General features: G+C 60.2%; 14 protein-coding genes. 3 read left to right on the top strand and 11 right to left on the bottom strand.

Annotated elements, in window-relative coordinates; translation table 11 throughout:
- Nucleotides 1-5: 5 nt before the first annotated feature.
- The gene (locus SC318_RS23445) at nucleotides 6-1,277 is read right to left on the bottom strand and encodes an aspartate aminotransferase family protein (RefSeq protein WP_320428639.1); all 1,272 of its coding nucleotides are present in this window, start codon (nucleotides 1,275-1,277) and stop codon (nucleotides 6-8) included.
- Entirely contained in the window at nucleotides 1,261-2,658 is a 1,398-nt protein-coding gene (locus SC318_RS23440) for an amino acid permease (protein ID WP_320428638.1), read from the bottom strand. The genes SC318_RS23445 and SC318_RS23440 overlap by 17 nt, the downstream gene beginning before the upstream one ends.
- 582 nt (nucleotides 2,659-3,240) lie before the next feature.
- Here SC318_RS23440 and SC318_RS23435 point away from each other — a divergent pair.
- Nucleotides 3,241-3,477: a hypothetical protein gene (locus SC318_RS23435; RefSeq protein ID WP_320428637.1), complete on the top strand. Its 237-nt coding sequence runs from the start codon at nucleotides 3,241-3,243 to the stop codon at nucleotides 3,475-3,477.
- Between the two features lie 296 nt (nucleotides 3,478-3,773).
- Here SC318_RS23435 and SC318_RS23430 read toward each other — a convergent pair whose 3' ends face one another.
- The 9 genes from SC318_RS23430 to SC318_RS23390 all read right to left on the bottom strand — a co-directional run bounded on the left by SC318_RS23430 (nucleotide 3,774) and on the right by SC318_RS23390 (nucleotide 13,201).
- The gene (locus tag SC318_RS23430; protein WP_320428636.1) at nucleotides 3,774-4,544 is read right to left on the bottom strand and encodes a LexA family transcriptional regulator; all 771 of its coding nucleotides are present in this window, start codon (nucleotides 4,542-4,544) and stop codon (nucleotides 3,774-3,776) included.
- Between the two features lie 211 nt (nucleotides 4,545-4,755).
- Nucleotides 4,756-5,283 carry an inorganic diphosphatase gene (ppa, locus tag SC318_RS23425; RefSeq protein ID WP_320428635.1) on the bottom strand — a complete coding sequence of 176 codons (528 nt, stop codon included), beginning with the start codon at nucleotides 5,281-5,283 and terminating at the stop codon, nucleotides 4,756-4,758.
- Nucleotides 5,284-5,391: 108 nt separating this feature from the next.
- On the bottom strand, nucleotides 5,392-6,207 hold the full coding sequence (locus SC318_RS23420; protein WP_320428634.1) for a M90 family metallopeptidase: 816 nt from the start codon (nucleotides 6,205-6,207) through the stop codon (nucleotides 5,392-5,394).
- Between the two features lie 6 nt (nucleotides 6,208-6,213).
- Nucleotides 6,214-6,870: a DedA family protein gene (locus SC318_RS23415; protein WP_046069710.1), complete on the bottom strand. Its 657-nt coding sequence runs from the start codon at nucleotides 6,868-6,870 to the stop codon at nucleotides 6,214-6,216.
- A gap of 333 nt (nucleotides 6,871-7,203) precedes the next feature.
- Nucleotides 7,204-7,662 carry a GNAT family N-acetyltransferase gene (locus SC318_RS23410; RefSeq protein WP_057703190.1) on the bottom strand — a complete coding sequence of 153 codons (459 nt, stop codon included), beginning with the start codon at nucleotides 7,660-7,662 and terminating at the stop codon, nucleotides 7,204-7,206.
- 92 nt (nucleotides 7,663-7,754) lie between these two features.
- Nucleotides 7,755-8,588 carry an ethanolamine ammonia-lyase subunit EutC gene (gene eutC / locus SC318_RS23405; protein ID WP_320428633.1) on the bottom strand — a complete coding sequence of 278 codons (834 nt, stop codon included), beginning with the start codon at nucleotides 8,586-8,588 and terminating at the stop codon, nucleotides 7,755-7,757.
- On the bottom strand, nucleotides 8,585-9,979 hold the full coding sequence (locus tag SC318_RS23400; RefSeq protein ID WP_320428632.1) for an ethanolamine ammonia-lyase subunit EutB: 1,395 nt from the start codon (nucleotides 9,977-9,979) through the stop codon (nucleotides 8,585-8,587). Before SC318_RS23400 ends, eutC begins: the two co-directional genes overlap by 4 nt.
- Nucleotides 9,980-10,032: 53 nt before the next feature.
- Nucleotides 10,033-11,466 (bottom strand): ethanolamine permease, encoded by a 1,434-nt coding sequence (gene eat / locus SC318_RS23395; protein ID WP_320428631.1) that lies wholly within the window; start codon nucleotides 11,464-11,466, stop codon nucleotides 10,033-10,035.
- 214 nt (nucleotides 11,467-11,680) lie between these two features.
- On the bottom strand, nucleotides 11,681-13,201 hold the full coding sequence (locus SC318_RS23390; RefSeq protein WP_320428630.1) for an acetaldehyde dehydrogenase ExaC: 1,521 nt from the start codon (nucleotides 13,199-13,201) through the stop codon (nucleotides 11,681-11,683).
- Nucleotides 13,202-13,473: 272 nt separating this feature from the next.
- Here SC318_RS23390 and SC318_RS23385 point away from each other — a divergent pair, with 272 nt between their 5' ends.
- Both SC318_RS23385 and SC318_RS23380 read left to right on the top strand, forming a co-directional pair.
- On the top strand, nucleotides 13,474-15,381 hold the full coding sequence (locus tag SC318_RS23385; protein WP_320428629.1) for a sigma-54-dependent Fis family transcriptional regulator: 1,908 nt from the start codon (nucleotides 13,474-13,476) through the stop codon (nucleotides 15,379-15,381).
- Between the two features lie 294 nt (nucleotides 15,382-15,675).
- Nucleotides 15,676-16,758 carry a hypothetical protein gene (locus tag SC318_RS23380; RefSeq protein ID WP_320428628.1) on the top strand — a complete coding sequence of 361 codons (1,083 nt, stop codon included), beginning with the start codon at nucleotides 15,676-15,678 and terminating at the stop codon, nucleotides 16,756-16,758.
- Nucleotides 16,759-16,964 lie beyond the last annotated feature (206 nt).

Raw genomic sequence — 16,964 nt, 5'->3', positions numbered from 1 at the left:
AGCCGTCAATCCCCGCCGTAGCGCTCGGCGAACGTGTGCGTAGCCGTTATCAGCCGGATCAGCTCGCGGTCAGTCAGCGGCAGGCTCAGCGCGAACAACCCGCGTCGCGCGCTGTAGATACCGCATTCGAGCAAGTGAAAGAAGAACAGGTCGCGCAGGTGGTTGCGGTGGGTTGGAATATCCGCGGGGCGACGAATCGGGACGCTCGTGGGATGCAGATTCATCACCGAACCTTGCCCCGTAAATTGCATCGCCAGGGGCGCCAGCACGTCGTTGAGATGCTCGCGCAAGCCGTCGCCGCGGGCATTGAGTTCCAGCGCCGCTTCGCGGGTGTACACCTGCTCAAGACCCGCGATGCCCGCCGCCATGGTCAGCACATTATTGTTGAAGGTGCCGGCATGGGACAGGCGCCCCTGGCGAGGGTCGAACTGCGCCATGATGTCCGCTCGCCCGCCCAGCGCGCCGCACGGCATGCCGCCACCGATGTACTTGCCCAGGGTCATCAGGTCGGGCCTGACACCCAGTTTTTCCTGCAGCCCGCCGGGGGCCAGACGCGAGGTCATCACCTCATCGAAAATCAGCAATGCGCCATGGGCCTGGCTCCTTTCACGCAGCCCTTGGAGAAAGCCCGGCTCGGCGCAGATGCAGCCGCCGGCGCCCAGCATCGGCTCCACCAGAATCGCCGCAATATCGACATGCTCATGCAGCAAGCGCTCGACGCTGTCCATGTCGTTGTAGTCGGCCAGGTACACCCGATGGGGCACATTCATCGCCGTGTTCGCCCCGGCAAAGCTCAACACGCCGCCGTGATAACCGCCGTTGAACGCGATGATTGCACTGCGTCCGGTGTAGGCCTTTGCCGCCGCCAGCGCGAGCAGATTCGCCTCGGTACCGGAGTTGGTAAAGCGCACCTGCTCGATACAAGCGAAGCGCTCCACAATCAAGCTCGCCAGCCGTGCCTCCAATTCGGTGTGTGCGCTCAGGTTCAGCCCGTTCGCCATCGCCCCGGTCAACGCATGGGTGATCACCGGATGGGAGTGCCCATACAGCGCCGCCGTGTATTCGGCGAGGAAGTCGACGTAGCGGTGCCCGTCCAGATCGTTGAGAAAGCAGCCGCTGCCGCCCGTCATCACCAGCGGGAACGGCTCATAAAACAACACTGAGCGCGTGTTACCGCCGGGCATCACCCGCGCGGCCCAGTCCAGTTGGCGCGCACTGTTGGGATTGGCGCGGATATAGCGTTGAAGGCAACGCGTGAGTTCAAGCATTCCAGGCATCACCCACCCCCTTCGATGCGGCAGGTTTCGGATACACTAGCATCAACAACCCAAACCATGCCGCCGCCACATAGGCCGCCGCGCGCGTTTCCGGGTCGCGGATCACCAACACCACCAGCACCGTCAAATAGCCCAACACCAGCACACTGCTGACCTTGGGCCAGGGCAGGCGGTAATGCACCTCACCCAACGCGCAGCGCTGCACCTTACGGCGATAGGCCATATGCGCCGCCATGATCACCACCCACACCCAAATCAACAGGCCCAGAATCCCGGTCATCAACAGGCTGAAAATGCTCTCCGGGATCAGGTAATTGAGCAGCACCCCCACCAGCAAAATCGCGGTCGACACCATCAGGCAACGGGCCGGCACCTGGCGTGGGCTCAACACCTGCAACTGACGCGGCGCCTGCTGGATATGCGACAGCGCAAACAACATGCGGCTGGTAGCAAACAGCCCGGTATTGCACGAAGACGCCAACGCGCTGATCACCACAAAGTTGATAAACCCGGCCGCCACGCCCATGCCGATACTGTCGAACACCATCACGAACGGGCTTTGCGCCGTGTCGATCTGATTCCACGGATACAGCGCCATGATCACCGCGATGGACCCCAGGTAAAAAATCGCCATCCGCCACAAAATGCTGTTGATCGCCCGTGGCAACGTGCGCTGCGGCTCAGCCGTTTCCGCCGCCACCAGGCCGACCACCTCAATCCCCGCAAAGGTAAACGCGGCCACAGGCACCGCGAACCAGAAGCCGCTCCAGCCATTCGGGAAAAATCCATCATGGCGCCACAGGTTGGTCACCGAAGGCGTCGTCGGCGCCGATGTCGGCAGCCCAAACAGCAAAATCGCCAACCCCGCCCCAATCAACCCGACTATCGTCAGCACCTTGATCAACGCCAGCCAGAACTCCACCTCGCCGAACGTCTTCACCGCAAACAGATTGATCACCATCAACACGCCCACCGTGACCAACGCCGGAATCCACTGCGGTAACTCCGGGAACCAATACTTCATCAACAAACCAATTCCGGTCACCTCCAGCACCCCCACCAGAATCCAGATCATCCAGTACGACCAACCCGTAATAAACGCCACCCGCGGCCCCAGAAACTCCTCGGCATAGGTCGCAAACGACCCACTGCTGGGCCGATACAACGACAACTCCCCCAGCGCCCGCGCAATCAGATAAACCATCCCCCCACACAACGCATACGCCAGCAACAACGCCGGCCCCGCCGTGGCAATCGCCTTGCCCGACCCCAAAAACAAACCGGCCCCGATAATGCCGCCGATCGCGATCAACATGACGTGGCGCTCTTTAAGCGAGCGCGACAAGCCATGGTTGGAAGAGTGAAGCGGTGATGTGGACATCAGCATTCCCCCGAGCTGCAGTGAGCAGCGGTGATGGGTGTTGGCCCGGCTCGAGCCGGTTTTATTGTACGGTGTGCAATAAGCAGGTTCTGGGCCAAGCGGCGAGGAATGCACGCGATTCGGGTTTAAACGGTTTGTTTAGATATGGGTGTAGGACGTTTCATCTGGGGTTTATGGCGTGGGGGCAAGAGCAGGTGCGTGTCACCGGAGCACACAAGTGGGTGGGGGGAACACAGGCTTGAAAATGCGCTGATTTTAAAGGGCCGGCAGGGCGGATCCCTTTCATTTGCAGGACGTTTCCGAGAGAATCCCAAGCGCATTGCGCCAGCGGGGATGGGTGACTAGGCTGCGGATTGTCACTGCCTATTCAGTGATCGGGTTTAGTCGCTCGTACTTCGCTAGGCGCACGCGCCATCCCAAAGACAGGTGTTTTCTCACCTGCACTTTATGGTGGCTGTGCGCAGGGCACCTCCGGGTGCGCCGGTGCCTAGCGGCCGGTCGACTAACCTGCGTACAGCCGCCACCTCTGCTCGTTTAGTCGCGAAAGGACGGTGGTAATCACTTACTGCTAGGAGTTTTGCTATGGATAACGTTTGTCCAGAGTCATCATCATCACCCGCGACCAATCCATTTACCGTAAATGAAGAACTGAGCTTCGAGGACGCCTGGGTGCAAGTGGCTGAGCTGTTGCACTGTGCGGTGGCCACGTCGCAGATGCTCGGGGAACCGATGGCAGCGCCGCAAAGGGCAGTGATGCATTTGGTAGAGATGGCGAAGATGGTGGCGGATCGGGCTGTGGGGTGTTTGCAGCGGCCGTGACGCGGATAGAAGGTTGGTAGATTAGGTGCCCGCTTATTGAATATTCACTTGTCCAACAGCTATCGGACAATTGAGCTGAGATCGACGGGCATTAAAAAGCCGGCTTGTGGCCGGCTTCTCGGGGACTGCCTCAGCTTGTTTTTGACAAGCCTCACCAGCCTTCAAATCGCTCAGCCCACATTGCGTCGGGCTGAATAGTAGGGCATCTGCGGGAACTCCTCCGCATCGCCTGACGGGGCAAACAGCGTGAAGCCATTCCCCTGCCAAATGTGCGGCGCATGATACCCACATTCACTTCAGTTGCCCACCTCCGGTTCCGATTCAGAGCCTTCCCAGCCCAGCAGGTGTTCGTCCAGCGGTACCGGTGGGCGGCGGTTGTTGAGGGTGGACCACCAGAATACCCAGCCCACTATCTGGAAGTTCTGCTCGAAGCGTTGGTCGTAGGTGAGGTATTCGTCCGGGTGTTCGCTGGCGTTGTGGCTGCGCATGCGCAGGCCGCCGCCAGGGCGGTTGTAGAGGTATTTGATGCGCAGCATGCCGTCGTGTTCGACGGCGTAGATTTCGCCGTCGACGATCTGGGTGCGGCCTTTGTCGACGGCGAGGGTGGCGCCTTGCTGGATGATGTCGATCATGCTGTTGTCGACCATGTAGGCGCCTACGGCGCGGTCGGGGTCTACGTTGAGGGTTTTGAGGGTGTGCTGGGAGACGCGGATGCGCTCGGTGGAGGTGAACGTGGGGTGGAGGGGGATCTCCACGTCGGGGTTTTCCGGGCGGCAGGCGGGGCCTGTGAGGTATTTGCCGATGTCTTCGCGGGCAGATGCAATCCTTGCGTTGGGGCCGTCCAGCAGGTAATTGGCCGGTGGGTGTTTGGGGCCGCGGCCGTCGCTTAACCAGCGGCTGGAGACGCATAGGAGCTCTGCGATCTCGTTGAGTCGGCCCATGGGGACGCCGCGCTTGAACCAGTTGTTCACGTGCTGAGGCGTGACGCCGCGGTTCTTGGCGAAGTCGGAGGCGGAAAGATGAACTTCCCGTAGTAGCGCTTTTAAACGATCACCTGATGTATTCATGAACGCAGAGTTTACTGGCCGGGAAAGCTATTCAAATAAACCATGCGTTGAGTTGCGCGTGTAGGCTTTTCCTTAGTTGTAGTCTTATTCTTCAGTGGTTCCGGTTAGTTGAACGTCGCAAGTTAATAAATGAACTCGATGTTTATTTTCGCCAAAAAAAAGCCCCGAATCATCGGGGCTTTTCTATTGCCGTGGCAATGCGGTGCGGGTATCAGCCTTTGTAGGCGGCAACCGACTTCATGATCTCGGCGCGGGCGGCGTCTGCGTTGCCCCAACCGTCGATCTTCACCCATTTGCCTTTTTCGAGGTCTTTGTAGTTCTCGAAGAAGTGTTTGATCTGTTCCAGCAGCAGCGCTGGCAGGTCGGTGTATTCCTTCACGTCGACGTACAGCTGGGACAGCTTGTCGTGTGGCACTGCGATGACTTTGGCATCGCCGCCGCCGTCGTCGGTCATGTTCAGGATGCCGACCGGGCGAGCGCGGATAACCGAGCCTGGGGTGACCGGGTAAGGAGTCACGACCAGCACGTCGAGGGGGTCACCGTCGTCAGCCAGGGTGTTGGGGATGAAACCGTAGTTGGCCGGGTAGAACATCGGGGTGGCCATGAAACGGTCAACGAACAGGCAGTCGCTGTCTTTGTCGATTTCGTATTTGATCGGCGCGTGGTTGGCCGGAATTTCGATGGCGACGTAGATGTCGTTCGGCAGGTCTTTGCCAGCCGGAATCTTGCTGTAGCTCATTGGGCGTTGCCCCCGTAGTTGGCCATATGACATGGCCGGATTGGCCTAAAAGTGGCGGCGATTATAGGCATATTCTGACGCAGATGCCATGCGCCAGGCGTCGTACGGTCATTCGCCCTGTGGCTGGTAGCGCGGGTCGTGGGCTTGCAGTTGAGTCAGGCGGGCCAGGGGATCCTGGCGGTAGAAGCGGCTGAGTTGGGCGTACACCTGCGGGTAATGGCTGGCCAGTAAATCCGGGGCGCTGAAAAAATATTCGCTGGTCACGGCAAAGAATTCCGCCGGATTTTCGGCCGCGTAAGGGTCGATCTCGGTATCGGCGTCCGGGTTGGCGTCCAGTTGGCGATTGAGGTCGTCAAAGGCGCTTTGCATCACGCTGGCCCATTCCTGCACGCGCATGTCGTGGTGCAGCGGCGGCAGGCCGTTGGCGTCGCCGTTGAGCATGTCCAGTTTGTGCGCCAGCTCGTGGATGACCAGGTTGTAGCCTTCCCATTGGCCGCTGGCCAATACGCCGGGCCAGGCCAGGATCACCGGGCCCTGTTGCCAGGCTTCGCCGCTGTGTTCGCCGTCCCACTCGTGTTCCACGCCGCTGGCATCGCGGTGGCGTTGCGGGCTGAGGAAGTCGTCGGGGTACAGCACGATTTCATGGAAGCCCTGATACCAGTCGAGGTCGCCCAGGTTCATCAGCGGCAGTTGCGCCTGGGCGGCGAGCAGCAGGCGCTGTTCCTGATGCAGTTCGACGCCGGGCAGGGCGGTGAGGTGTTTATCCGCCAGAAACAGCACACAGGCTTCGCGCAGCCACTGGTCTTGCTCGGCGGTGATGCCATCGAGAAAGGTCAGGTGGTGACGCACCCGCTGCCAGGTGTCATCGGCAATCGGGTGCTTTGCCAGCAGGCGCCGGCGACGCCAGGCGCTGAGGGACCACATGGGCGATCAGTGCGGGTTGGCTTCGGAGGAGGTGCGGCCAAAGCGGCTGCGCACTACGCCGATGATCATCGGTACCAGGGACAGCAGGATGATGAACACCACCAGCAGTGACAGGTTCTTCTTGATAAACGGCACGTTGCCGAAGAAGTAGCCCAGGGTCACCAGGCCACCGACCCAGAGGATGGTGCCGAGTACGCTGAACCCGAAGAAGCGCGGGTAGGGCATTTTGGCAATGCCGGCGACGAACGGTGCGAAGGTGCGCAAAATCGGTAGGAAGCGCGCCAGGGTCACGGTTTTGCCGCCGTGCTTGTCGTAGAAGTCGTGGGTTTTTTGCAGGTAGTCGCGACGGAAGATTTTCGAGTTCGGGTTGCTGAACAAGCGCTCGCCCACCGTTCGCCCGATCACGTAGTTGGTGCTGTCGCCGAGGATGGCCGCCAGCATCAGCAGGCCGGCCAGCAGTACCGGGTCCATGCCGCCGCCCGCGGCAACGGCGCCGGCAATGAACAGCAGCGAATCACCCGGCAGAAACGGCATGACCACCAGGCCGGTCTCGCAAAAAATCACCAGGAACAGAATGGCGTAGATCCACGGACCGTAGTTGGTTACCAGCATGTCGAGGTAAACGTCGAGATGCAGGATAAGGTCTAGCGGGTTGAAATCCATGGATGGCACCTGTGTGAATGGCCCGGCTCAGCAGGCCAGTGCGGGAACGACGGGTAATAAGGCTACACGTGTATGTCGAGATTCTTACAACCCTGAGAGGTGCGCATTATACGGATTGAGAGGTGAAAAGCGTGTGGCTTTTGTAGCGGGGAGTGTCGCGAAAGTGTGAAGGGGCAGCCGGGACGCGGAGCGTCCCGGGAGGCGTTCCCACGCAGAGCGTGGGGACGATCAATGTGGGAGGGGGCTTGCCCCCGATGGCGGTGGGTCAGTGATATTAATAGTGGCTGACACACTGCTATCGGGGGCAAGCCCCCTCCCACAGGGCACCGAGCGTTAGTCTTCGTTGATCGGCAGCACGTAGTTTTTGAATTCGGTGTCTTCGCGAAAGCCAATCGACTCATAGGTCTTCTGCGCCACCTCATTGTCGCTGCTGGTGGACACCCGCAGCCGCACGGCGTGGGTTTCCTTGGCCATTTTCTTGGCGGTGCGCATCAGGTTGTCGGCGACCAGTTGCCGGCGCGCGTCTTCGGCCACATAGATGTCGTTGAGGATCCATACCCGTTTGAGCGACAGCGAAGAAAAACTCGGGTACAGCTGGCAGAACCCCAGCAGGCGTTTGTCATCATCGTCGGCCAGCGCCAGGTAGATCACCGATTCCTTGCGTCGCAGCCGCTTTTCCAGAAAGGCCCGCGACGAGTCCGGGAATGGCAGGGCCCCGTAGAACTCGCGGTATTTGACGAACAACGGGGTGAGCAGGTCCAGGTGTTCCAGGGTCGCTTGAGTAATCCGCATGCCAGGCCTCAACTTCCAAATGGGGGATGACCACACGCGCGGCCGTGACTCGATGCTGCCTAACGTCGCGAAAAAGCGCAATCGTGCTGCGATCAGTCCACGGGCGGGCTGAGCAGGAAATTGCCTTTCATCAGGTCCGGGTCATCCGACTCGAGGGTCTGCAGTTGAGCCTCGTCCTTGAGATTGACCCCCGACAGCTGCCGACGACACGCCTCGCGCATCAGGTACAGCAGGCGATGGGCCGCCATGCCGTAACTCAGGCCTTCCAGGCGCACGTTGGAGATGCAGTTGCGGTAGGCGTCGGTGAGGCCGACCTTGGGGTTGTAGGTGAAATACAGGCCCAGGCTGTCCGGTGAACTGAGCCCCGGCCTCTCGCCGATCAGGATCACCACCATTTTGGCGCCGAGCAGTTGCCCGATCTCATCGGCCACGGCGACGCGGCCCTGTTCGACCAGGATCACCGGTGACAGCGACCAGCCTTCGGCGTGGGTCTGTTCTTCCAGGCGTGTCAGAAACGGCGCGGTATGTTTATGCACGGCCAGCGCCGACAGGCCATCGGCCACCACGATTGCCAGGTCCACGCCATCGGGGTGTGCTGCAGCGTAGTCGCGCAGTATCTGCGCCGACTCGTCACTCAGGCGGCGCCCCAGGTCCGGGCGCTGCAGGTACGTATGCCGGTCGGTGGCGGCGCTGTGCAGCAACAGGCTGTCGCGGCCGCGCTCGGCAAATTGGCGGCTCAGCCCTTTATGGTCGAAGGGCAGGTGCACCGCGTCCCGCGCTTGGGCGTGGGCAAACTGGAAGTCCAGTTGCGCGCTGGTGGGAATGCTGGTGCCGGTGCGGCCCAGGGCAATGCGCGCCGGGGTCAGGCGGCGCAATTGCAGCCAGGGGTTGTCAGGCAGGTCGAGTTGCACAGGCGGCTCCTTCATCCCAGTTGCGCCAAGGCGTGGCGAAATGCCGGTGGCAGGTTGTTGCCGAAGCGTACCTTGCCGTCGGCTTGCGTAAAGATGCCCATCTTCGCCAGCCACTGCTCGAACTCCGGCGCCGGTTTCAAGCCCAGTGTCTGGCGGGCGTACAGCGCGTCGTGGAAGGAGGTGGTCTGGTAGTTGAGCATGATGTCGTCGGAGCCGGGGATGCCCATGATGAAGTTGATCCCGGCTACGCCAAGCAGGGTCAGCAGGGTGTCCATGTCGTCCTGGTCGGCTTCGGCGTGGTTGGTGTAGCAGATGTCGCACCCCATCGGCACGCCGAGCAGCTTGCCGCAGAAGTGGTCTTCGAGACCGGCGCGGATGATCTGCTTGCCGTTGTACAGGTATTCGGGGCCGATAAAGCCGACCACGGTGTTCACCAGGAACGGTTTGAAATGCCGGGCCACCGCATAGGCGCGGGCTTCACAGGTTTGCTGGTCCACGCCAAAGTGCGCGTTGGCCGACAAGGCACTGCCCTGGCCGGTTTCGAAATACATCAGGTTCTGGCCCAGGGTGCCGCGCTTGAGGCTCAAGCCCGCGTCGTAGCCTTCCTGCAGCAGGCTCAGGCTGATGCCGAAGCTGGCGTTGGCCGCTTCGGTGCCGGCAATCGACTGGAACACCAGGTCCAGCGGCACGCCACGGTTGATCGCCTCGATGGAGGTGGTGACGTGGGTCAGCACGCAGGCCTGGGTGGGGATGTCGTAGCGCTGGATGATTGCGTCGAGCATTTCCAGCATGGCGCAGATCGAGGCGATGCTGTCGGTGGCCGGGTTGATGCCGATCATCGCGTCGCCGTTGCCGTAGAGCAGGCCGTCGAGAATGCTGGCGGCGATGCCGGCCGGCTCGTCGGTGGGGTGGTTGGGTTGCAGGCGCGTGGACAGACGCCCGCGCAAACCCATGGTGCCGCGAAACTGGGTGACCACGCGGATCTTCTGCGCCACCAGCACCAGGTCCTGCACGCGCATGATCTTGGACACGGCGGCGGCCATTTCCGGTGTCAGCCCCGGCGCCAGTGCGCGTAGGGAGTGTTCGTCGGCTGCGTCGCTGAGCAGCCAGTCGCGCAGGCCGCCGACGGTCAGGTGGCTGACGGTGGCGAAGGCCTGTTTGTCGTGGGTGTCGATGATCAGCCGGGTGACTTCATCGGTTTCATAGGGAATCAACGCTTCCTCGAGGAAGTGTTTCAACGGAGTGTTTGCGAGCGCCATTTGGGCCGCGACCCGTTCGCCATCATTGTGTGCAGCCACGCCGGCCAGGAAGTCGCCGGAGCGCGCCGGGCTGGCCTTGGCCATCAGGTCCTTGAGGCTGTCGAAGCGGTAAGTCTGTGCACCCACCGCGTGGGAAAAGCTTGCCATACAGTGTCTCCTTGACGACGCGGGCAAGGCGCCCGCGTCGAGGTTTACGGCAGTTAGTGCAAGGCGGCCTCTGCGGCCTGGATCGCCGCGAATTCTTCTTCCGGCGTGCCTGCTACCAAGTGATGCCGGCTGTAGAAAGCAAAGTAAGCAATTAATACTCCATAGATGATCGCCGCGCCAATCACCACGCGCGGATCCACCAGGAAGCCCGCCACCACGGCCACACAGGCCAGCACCAGCGCCACGCCCGAGGTGAAGATGCCGCCCGGCGTACGGTATGGCCGCTCCATTTTAGGGCGACGGATACGCAGGGTGATGTGCGCGGCCATCATCAACACGTAGGAGATGGTTGCGCCGAACACCGCCACCAGAATCAGCAGGTCGCCCTGGCCGGTCAGCGACAGGCCAAACCCGATGATGCCGGGGATCACCAAGGCCAGCACCGGCGCCTTGCTCTTGTTGGTTTCGGAGAGTTTGCGCGGCAGGTAGCCAGCGCGGGACAAGGCGAAGATCTGCCGGGAATAGGCGTAGATAATCGAGAAAAAGCTCGCGATCAAACCGGCCAGGCCCACCAGGTTGACGAAGCTGCCCATCCAGGTCGAACCGCCGTAGGACAACGCCAGGGCTTCCACCAACGGGTTGCCGGATTTGACCAGCGCGTAAGTGCCCGCGCCGCCCGGTGCAATCACCAGGATCAGCAGGGCGAAACTGGTCAGCACCACAATCGCGCCGATCAGGCCGCGCGGCAGGTCGCGCTTGGGGTTCTTGGTTTCTTCAGCGGCCAGGGGCACGCCTTCTACCGCGAGGAAAAACCAGATCGCATAGGGGATCGCCGCCCACACACCGACGTAGCCGAACGGCAGGAAGCTGCTGGCGCCCTTGGCTTCGCTCACCGGGATGTCCAGCAGGTTGGCGACGTTGAAGTGCGGCACCATCGACACCAGAAACACACCCAGCGCGATGGCTGCGATGGCAGTAATCACGAACATCAGCTTCAACGCTTCACCCACCCCGAAGATGTGGATGCCGATAAAGATGATGTAGAACGCCAGGTAGATCATCCAGCCGCCAATGCCGAACAGCGACTCGCAGTACGCGCCGATAAACACCGCGATGGCGGCGGGCGCGATGGCGTATTCGATCAGGATCGCCGTGCCCGTGAGAAAACCGCCCCAGGGGCCGAACGCGCTGCGGGCAAAGCCATAGCCGCCGCCCGCGGTGGGAATCATCGAAGACAGTTCGGCCAGTGAAAAGCACATGCACAGGTACATGGTGGCCATCAGTAGTGTGGCGAGAAACATCCCGCCCCAGCCGCCCTGGGCCAGGCCGAAGTTCCAGCCGGCATAGTCGCCGGAAATCACGTAAGCGACACCGAGGCCGACTAACAGCACCCAGCCGGCAGCGCCTTTTTTAAGTTCGCGTTGTTGAAAGTAATCGGTGCCGACTTTTTCGAAGTCGACGGAAGATCCAGTGGGTTCGCTAGGCATGGGGAAGTACCTTTCGTTGTTATTGTTTTAACTCGGCCTCTGTGGACCGAATGCAGTTCGCAAGTACTTATAAAGAACCAAGTGTGGGAGGGGGCTTGCCCCCGATGGCGGTATATCAGTTACTTGATTGTTGGCTGGTCCATTGCTATCGGGGGCAAGCCCCCTCCCACACTTTTTATTGCATTCCTGAGTGTGGGAGAGGGTGCCTGGTTAGTTAGAAGAAGCCCAATGGATTAATGTCGTAGCTCACCAGCAAGTTCTTGGTTTGCTGGTAGTGGTCCAACATCATCTTGTGCGTCTCACGGCCTACACCGGATTTTTTATAACCGCCAAACGCGGCATGCGCCGGGTACAGGTGGTAGCAGTTGGTCCACACGCGGCCCGCCTTGATTGCACGGCCCATGCGGTAGGCGCGGTTGATGTCACGGGTCCACAGGCCGGCGCCCAGGCCGAACTCGGTGTCGTTGGCAATCGCCAGGGCTTCGGCTTCGTCCTTGAAGGTGGTGATGCTCACCACCGGGCCGAAGATTTCTTCCTGGAACACGCGCATGTCGTTGGTGCCCTTGAGCAGGGTCGGCTGGATGTAATAGCCGGTGGCCAGGTCGCCGCTGAGCTTCTCCACCTTGCCGCCGGTGAGCAACTGCGCCCCTTCGCCCTTGGCGATTTCCAGGTAGGAGAGGATCTTGTCGAACTGCTGCTCCGACGCCTGGGCGCCGACCATGGTGTCGGTGTCCAGCGGGTCGCCACGTTTGATCGACTCGATCTTCTTCATCACCACTTTCATGAAGTCGTCGTAGATCGACTCTTCCACCAGCGCGCGCGATGGGCAGGTGCACACCTCGCCCTGGTTGAAGAACGCCAGCACCAGGCCTTCGGCGGCTTTTTCGATGAATTGCGGTTCGGCTTTCATGATGTCGGCGAAGAAGATGTTCGGCGACTTACCCCCCAGCTCAACGGTGGACGGAATGATGTTCTCGGCCGCCGCATGCATGATGTGCGAGCCCACTGGGGTCGAGCCGGTGAAGGCGATCTTGGCGATGCGCTTGCTGGTGGCCAGGGCTTCGCCGGCTTCCTTGCCGAAGCCGTGCACCACGTTGAGCACGCCGGGCGGCAGCAGGTCGCCGATCAGTTCCATCAGCACGTTGATCCCCAGCGGCGTTTGCTCGGCCGGCTTGAGCACCACGCAGTTACCGGCGGCCAGGGCCGGGGCGAGTTTCCACGCCGCCATCAGCAGGGGGAAGTTCCACGGGATGATCTGGCCGACCACGCCCAGCGGTTCGTGGAAGTGATAGGCGGCGGTGTGTTCGTTGATTTCGGCGCTGCTGCCTTCCTGGGCGCGGATGCAGCCAGCGAAGTAGCGGAAGTGGTCGGCGGCCAGCGGGATGTCGGCGTTGAGGGTTTCACGCACGGCCTTGCCGTTGTCCCAGGTCTCGGTGATGGCCAGCAGTTCGAGGTTCTGTTCGATGCGGTCGGCGATTTTCAGCAATACCAGCGAGCGGTCCTGGGCTGAGGTCTTGCCCCAGGCGTCAGCGGCGGCGTGGGCGGCGTCCAGCGCCTTTTCGATGTCTTTGGCGGTGGAGCGCGGAAATTCGGCGATGGGCTTGCCGTTGACCGGCGAGGTATTGGTGAAGTAATTGCCATCGACCGGCGCAACGAATTCGCCACCGATGTAGTTGCCGTACTTGGCCTTGAACGAAACGACAGCGCCTTCAGTACCGGGGTGTGCATAACGCATGGTGGGCATCTCCTGCTTTTATGTTTATTGGAGTACAGCGCGGCAAGCGCGTGATAAAGCGTAGAGCAAAGGTTGGGCCAATGCGTTGCAGGCCAGGTGATTCAATGGGTTGGGGTTTGTTACTGGGCGTTGCTGTCACCCCCTTGGTACACGCTCGGTGACACTTTGTGCCATAAGCGGTACAGCCCGTGACCGGCGGGTCGGGACAGGATTGCAATGGCTGGGAGCCTGGAGGATGCTGGGCGTTCTCACGCAGGGAGAATAATAAGAACATGCATAACGATCAGTTCAGTCGCCATGCCCAGCAGGTCTTGACCGTCACCCGTGGGCATGACCTTGCTCAAGGCCCCGCCAGCGATCCGTCGATTGCCCGCTCCTGGCTGCGCTGCCTGGAGGACTACCACCTCGACCCCGCGCAGACCATCGCTCCTACCGTGCTTGAACAGGGTCGCCTGCTGGAAAGCCGCGAACGCCTGCAGCACGTGCTGCACATCGCCGGCAGCGAGATGAACAGCCTGCATCAGCAGCTCTCGGGGGCTGGCCATGCGGTGCTGCTCACCGATGCGCGCGGGGTGATCCTCAACTGCGTCACCGCGCCGTCCGAGCGCAAGATTTTCGAGCGCGCCGGGTTGTGGCTGGGCGCCGATTGGAGCGAGGCCCGCGAAGGCACCAACGGCATCGGTACTTGCCTGGTGGAGCGTCAGTCCGTGACGATTCACCGCGACGAACATTTTCGCGGCCGGCACACCGGACTGACCTGTTCGGCGAGCCCGGTGTTCGACCCCCATGGCGAACTGCTGGCGGTGCTGGACGTGTCGTCGGCTCGCGAAGCCGTGTCGCGCCAGAGCCAGTTCCACACCATGGCGCTGGTCAATCTGTCGGCCAAGATGATTGAAAGCTGCTATTTCCTGCGCCACTTTGAACACCACTGGCTGTTGCGCTTTCACCTGCAGGCCGAGTCGGTGGGGCTGTTCAGCGAAGGCCTGCTGGCGTTCGACGGGGAAGGGCGCATCTGCGCGGCCAATCAGAGCGCGCTGAACCTGCTTGGGCAGGCGCGTAGCGGTTTGCTGGGGCAGCCGGTGGAAGCCTTTTTCGATTGCTCGCTGGACCAACTGTTGAGCCGCGCCAGCGCCAATGCGACCGCCAGTTGGCCATTGCGTACCCGTAGCGGGCGGAGTCTGTTTGCCGCCTTGCGAGGCCAGCCGCGGCGTGCGCCCACCCCGATCACCAAGCCCGAAAAGCCACAGCTTTCAAGTATCTGCCTGGGCGACCCGGCGCTGCAGGACGACCTGCGCAAGGCGCTGCGGGTGTTCGAGCGCGATGTGCCACTGCTGATCAACGGTGAAACCGGCTGCGGCAAAGAGGCGTTCGCCAAGGCTGTGCATCAGGCCAGTCAGCGTTCCGGCAAGGCCTTCGTCGCGCTCAACTGTGCGGCCATTCCGGAAAACCTGATCGAAAGCGAGCTGTTTGGTTATCGCGGTGGCAGTTTCACCGGGGCCCTCAAGGAAGGCATGCGCGGCAAGCTGCAGCAGGCCGACGGCGGCACCTTGTTTCTAGATGAAATCGGCGACATGCCCCTAACGTTGCAGACTCGCCTGCTAAGGGTTCTGGACGACCGGATGGTGGTGCCCATCGGTGGCGAACCGCAGGCCGTGAACGTGCGCATCATCAGCGCAACCCATCGTGATTTGTCGGCACGCGTTGCCAGCGGCTCTTTTCGCGAGGATTTGTACTATCGCCTAGGCGGCTTAGAGATTGCACTGCCGGCGTTGCGTGAGCGTACTGACAAATCTCAACTGCTGGATTTTCTGCTGGCACAGGAAACACAAGGGCCGCCGATAACGCTTGATCTTGATGCGCGCCAGGCGCTGCTGGGTTTTTCCTGGCCAGGTAACGTCCGACAAATGCGTACGGTGCTGCGCACCTTGGCGGCTCTGTGTGAGGGGGGACGGATAGGATTGATCGATTTACCCGCGATGATTCGCCAGGCTGGCCAGCCGCCCATTTCCTCGCAAGGGGGTACGCAGCCCTTGGAGGATGCCGAGCGTTTGGCATTGCTTGCCACGTTGGAGCAGCAGCGTTGGCATATGACCCTCACCGCAGAACAGCTGGGTGTCAGCCGCAACACCCTTTACCGCAAGTTACGCAAGCACGGAATCGCGTTGCGTTCAGCGGTCTGAGTCGCATCAAAACGCCTAGCGCACTTTTTTCATCTCTCCAATAACTCCCCTGACGCCCTTCGTTGTATAGCGAGGGGGTTGAGGGGCGCGCAAATACCCTAGGGGTTTCAAGTTTTTTTGATTTCTTAAGGGTGGCGGTAAATAGTTGTTATTTTGCCAACCGAAGGACGGCTTGTTTTTAATTTGTTGTCGGGTGGAACTGCTTTGTGAGTTTTGAATACCTATAAGGGGAGGTTTGGAGCCTCTTCTACAGGATGGTAGATATTGTTATGTTTAATTATAAGTGGTGATGGCATGAGTACTATAGGTTCCCCTGTTTTTTTTCCTCCGCAATTGAAAAGCCCGATCGCTGTTGAGCCTGGACAGCAGGCGACAGTTAACACGCAAAGCACCTCGGTGCAGCGTTATCCAGCGGACAGCGTGGTTGCCCAAAAGCCCGACGACGCCAATAGCCTTGGCGAACATTCACATGAAGGCGGTGAGCGCTTTAAAAGACACTTCAATTTTTTCAGGCCCAAGCCAAAGCCGCCAAGGCTTCCGTCTACCGGGCTGCCAGGTAAGTATAAGCCCACAGTGAACCCGGTTAGCGGTTCCTCCGGTGGTGCTCCGAACACCGCTGGAATAACGAACTTCAGGAATTTGGTGTTCAATGCACAGTACCCACATTCATCATTCAGTGGGCCGACCAAGGCTGTTGTTGCTCGGCCCCAGACTTTTGGCGACGTGGCGAAGAACCTGGTTGTGGCGGATCGTTTGGTCAAGGCGGGTGTATTCAAAACGGATACGCCCTTGAAAACCGTCGCGCGTGATGCGTTTGTCAATGCGTCCGTCAACGGGCTTGTCAGTACACCGTTAAGTGTGGGTACGTACGCTGGCTCGGTTTGGACGGGCGAAACCATCAAAGGCAACTTTAGCGCCAATACCCCAGTACTTCCCGCCGCTCACCTGCCTGCTCTGAACCAGCAAGCTAATGGCGCGGCAGCAACGGGCGGTGTCGAAGCGCAACATGCTGCGACGGTCACGATGCGTTTAGACAAGGCCGAGTTGACGTTTTTATTGGCGGCGAACACGATTTTGACAATGGTTGAGGGGGGAGACGCCAACGGGCTTGCAAAACATTCGAACTGGCCCACCGGGACTAAAGAGCGCCTGGATAATCTGGAAAAGTTGTACGGTGCAGCAGAAAAAAACCTGGCGACCTTTGCTGAGCAAAACGAATTTATCTTCAAAGCGTATGTACCTGATTCAGCGTCCGCGCACAGTGATGCTGAGCGATTGTCTGCTATAGAAAAAAGGAACGCGAAAATCAATGAGGGTATTGCGAGGATGCTTGCTATTCGGTCGCTGGAGACTGAAGGAAAAGAACAGGTAGTTTAATAAACTTACTGATTTACTTTGGTCATTTTGTGGTCGGTTTTCTATTTCGCTGGATCGTCTTATCAAACCCGGTCGTGTAGGAGGGCAGAGGCCGGGTTTGATGAGTCGCTTCGCAAGTTCAGGAAACTACAATAAATGTTGATTGTATTAACGGTGATCACTGCACAAATGTCCCAGCCATAATCGCTAAAAGGGTGCGATTTTCC

Source organism: Pseudomonas sp. MUP55 (genome assembly GCF_034043515.1).
In the GTDB taxonomy this organism is placed as follows: Bacteria; Pseudomonadota; Gammaproteobacteria; order Pseudomonadales; family Pseudomonadaceae; genus Aquipseudomonas.
This window is presented reverse-complemented; position numbering and strand designations above follow the sequence as displayed.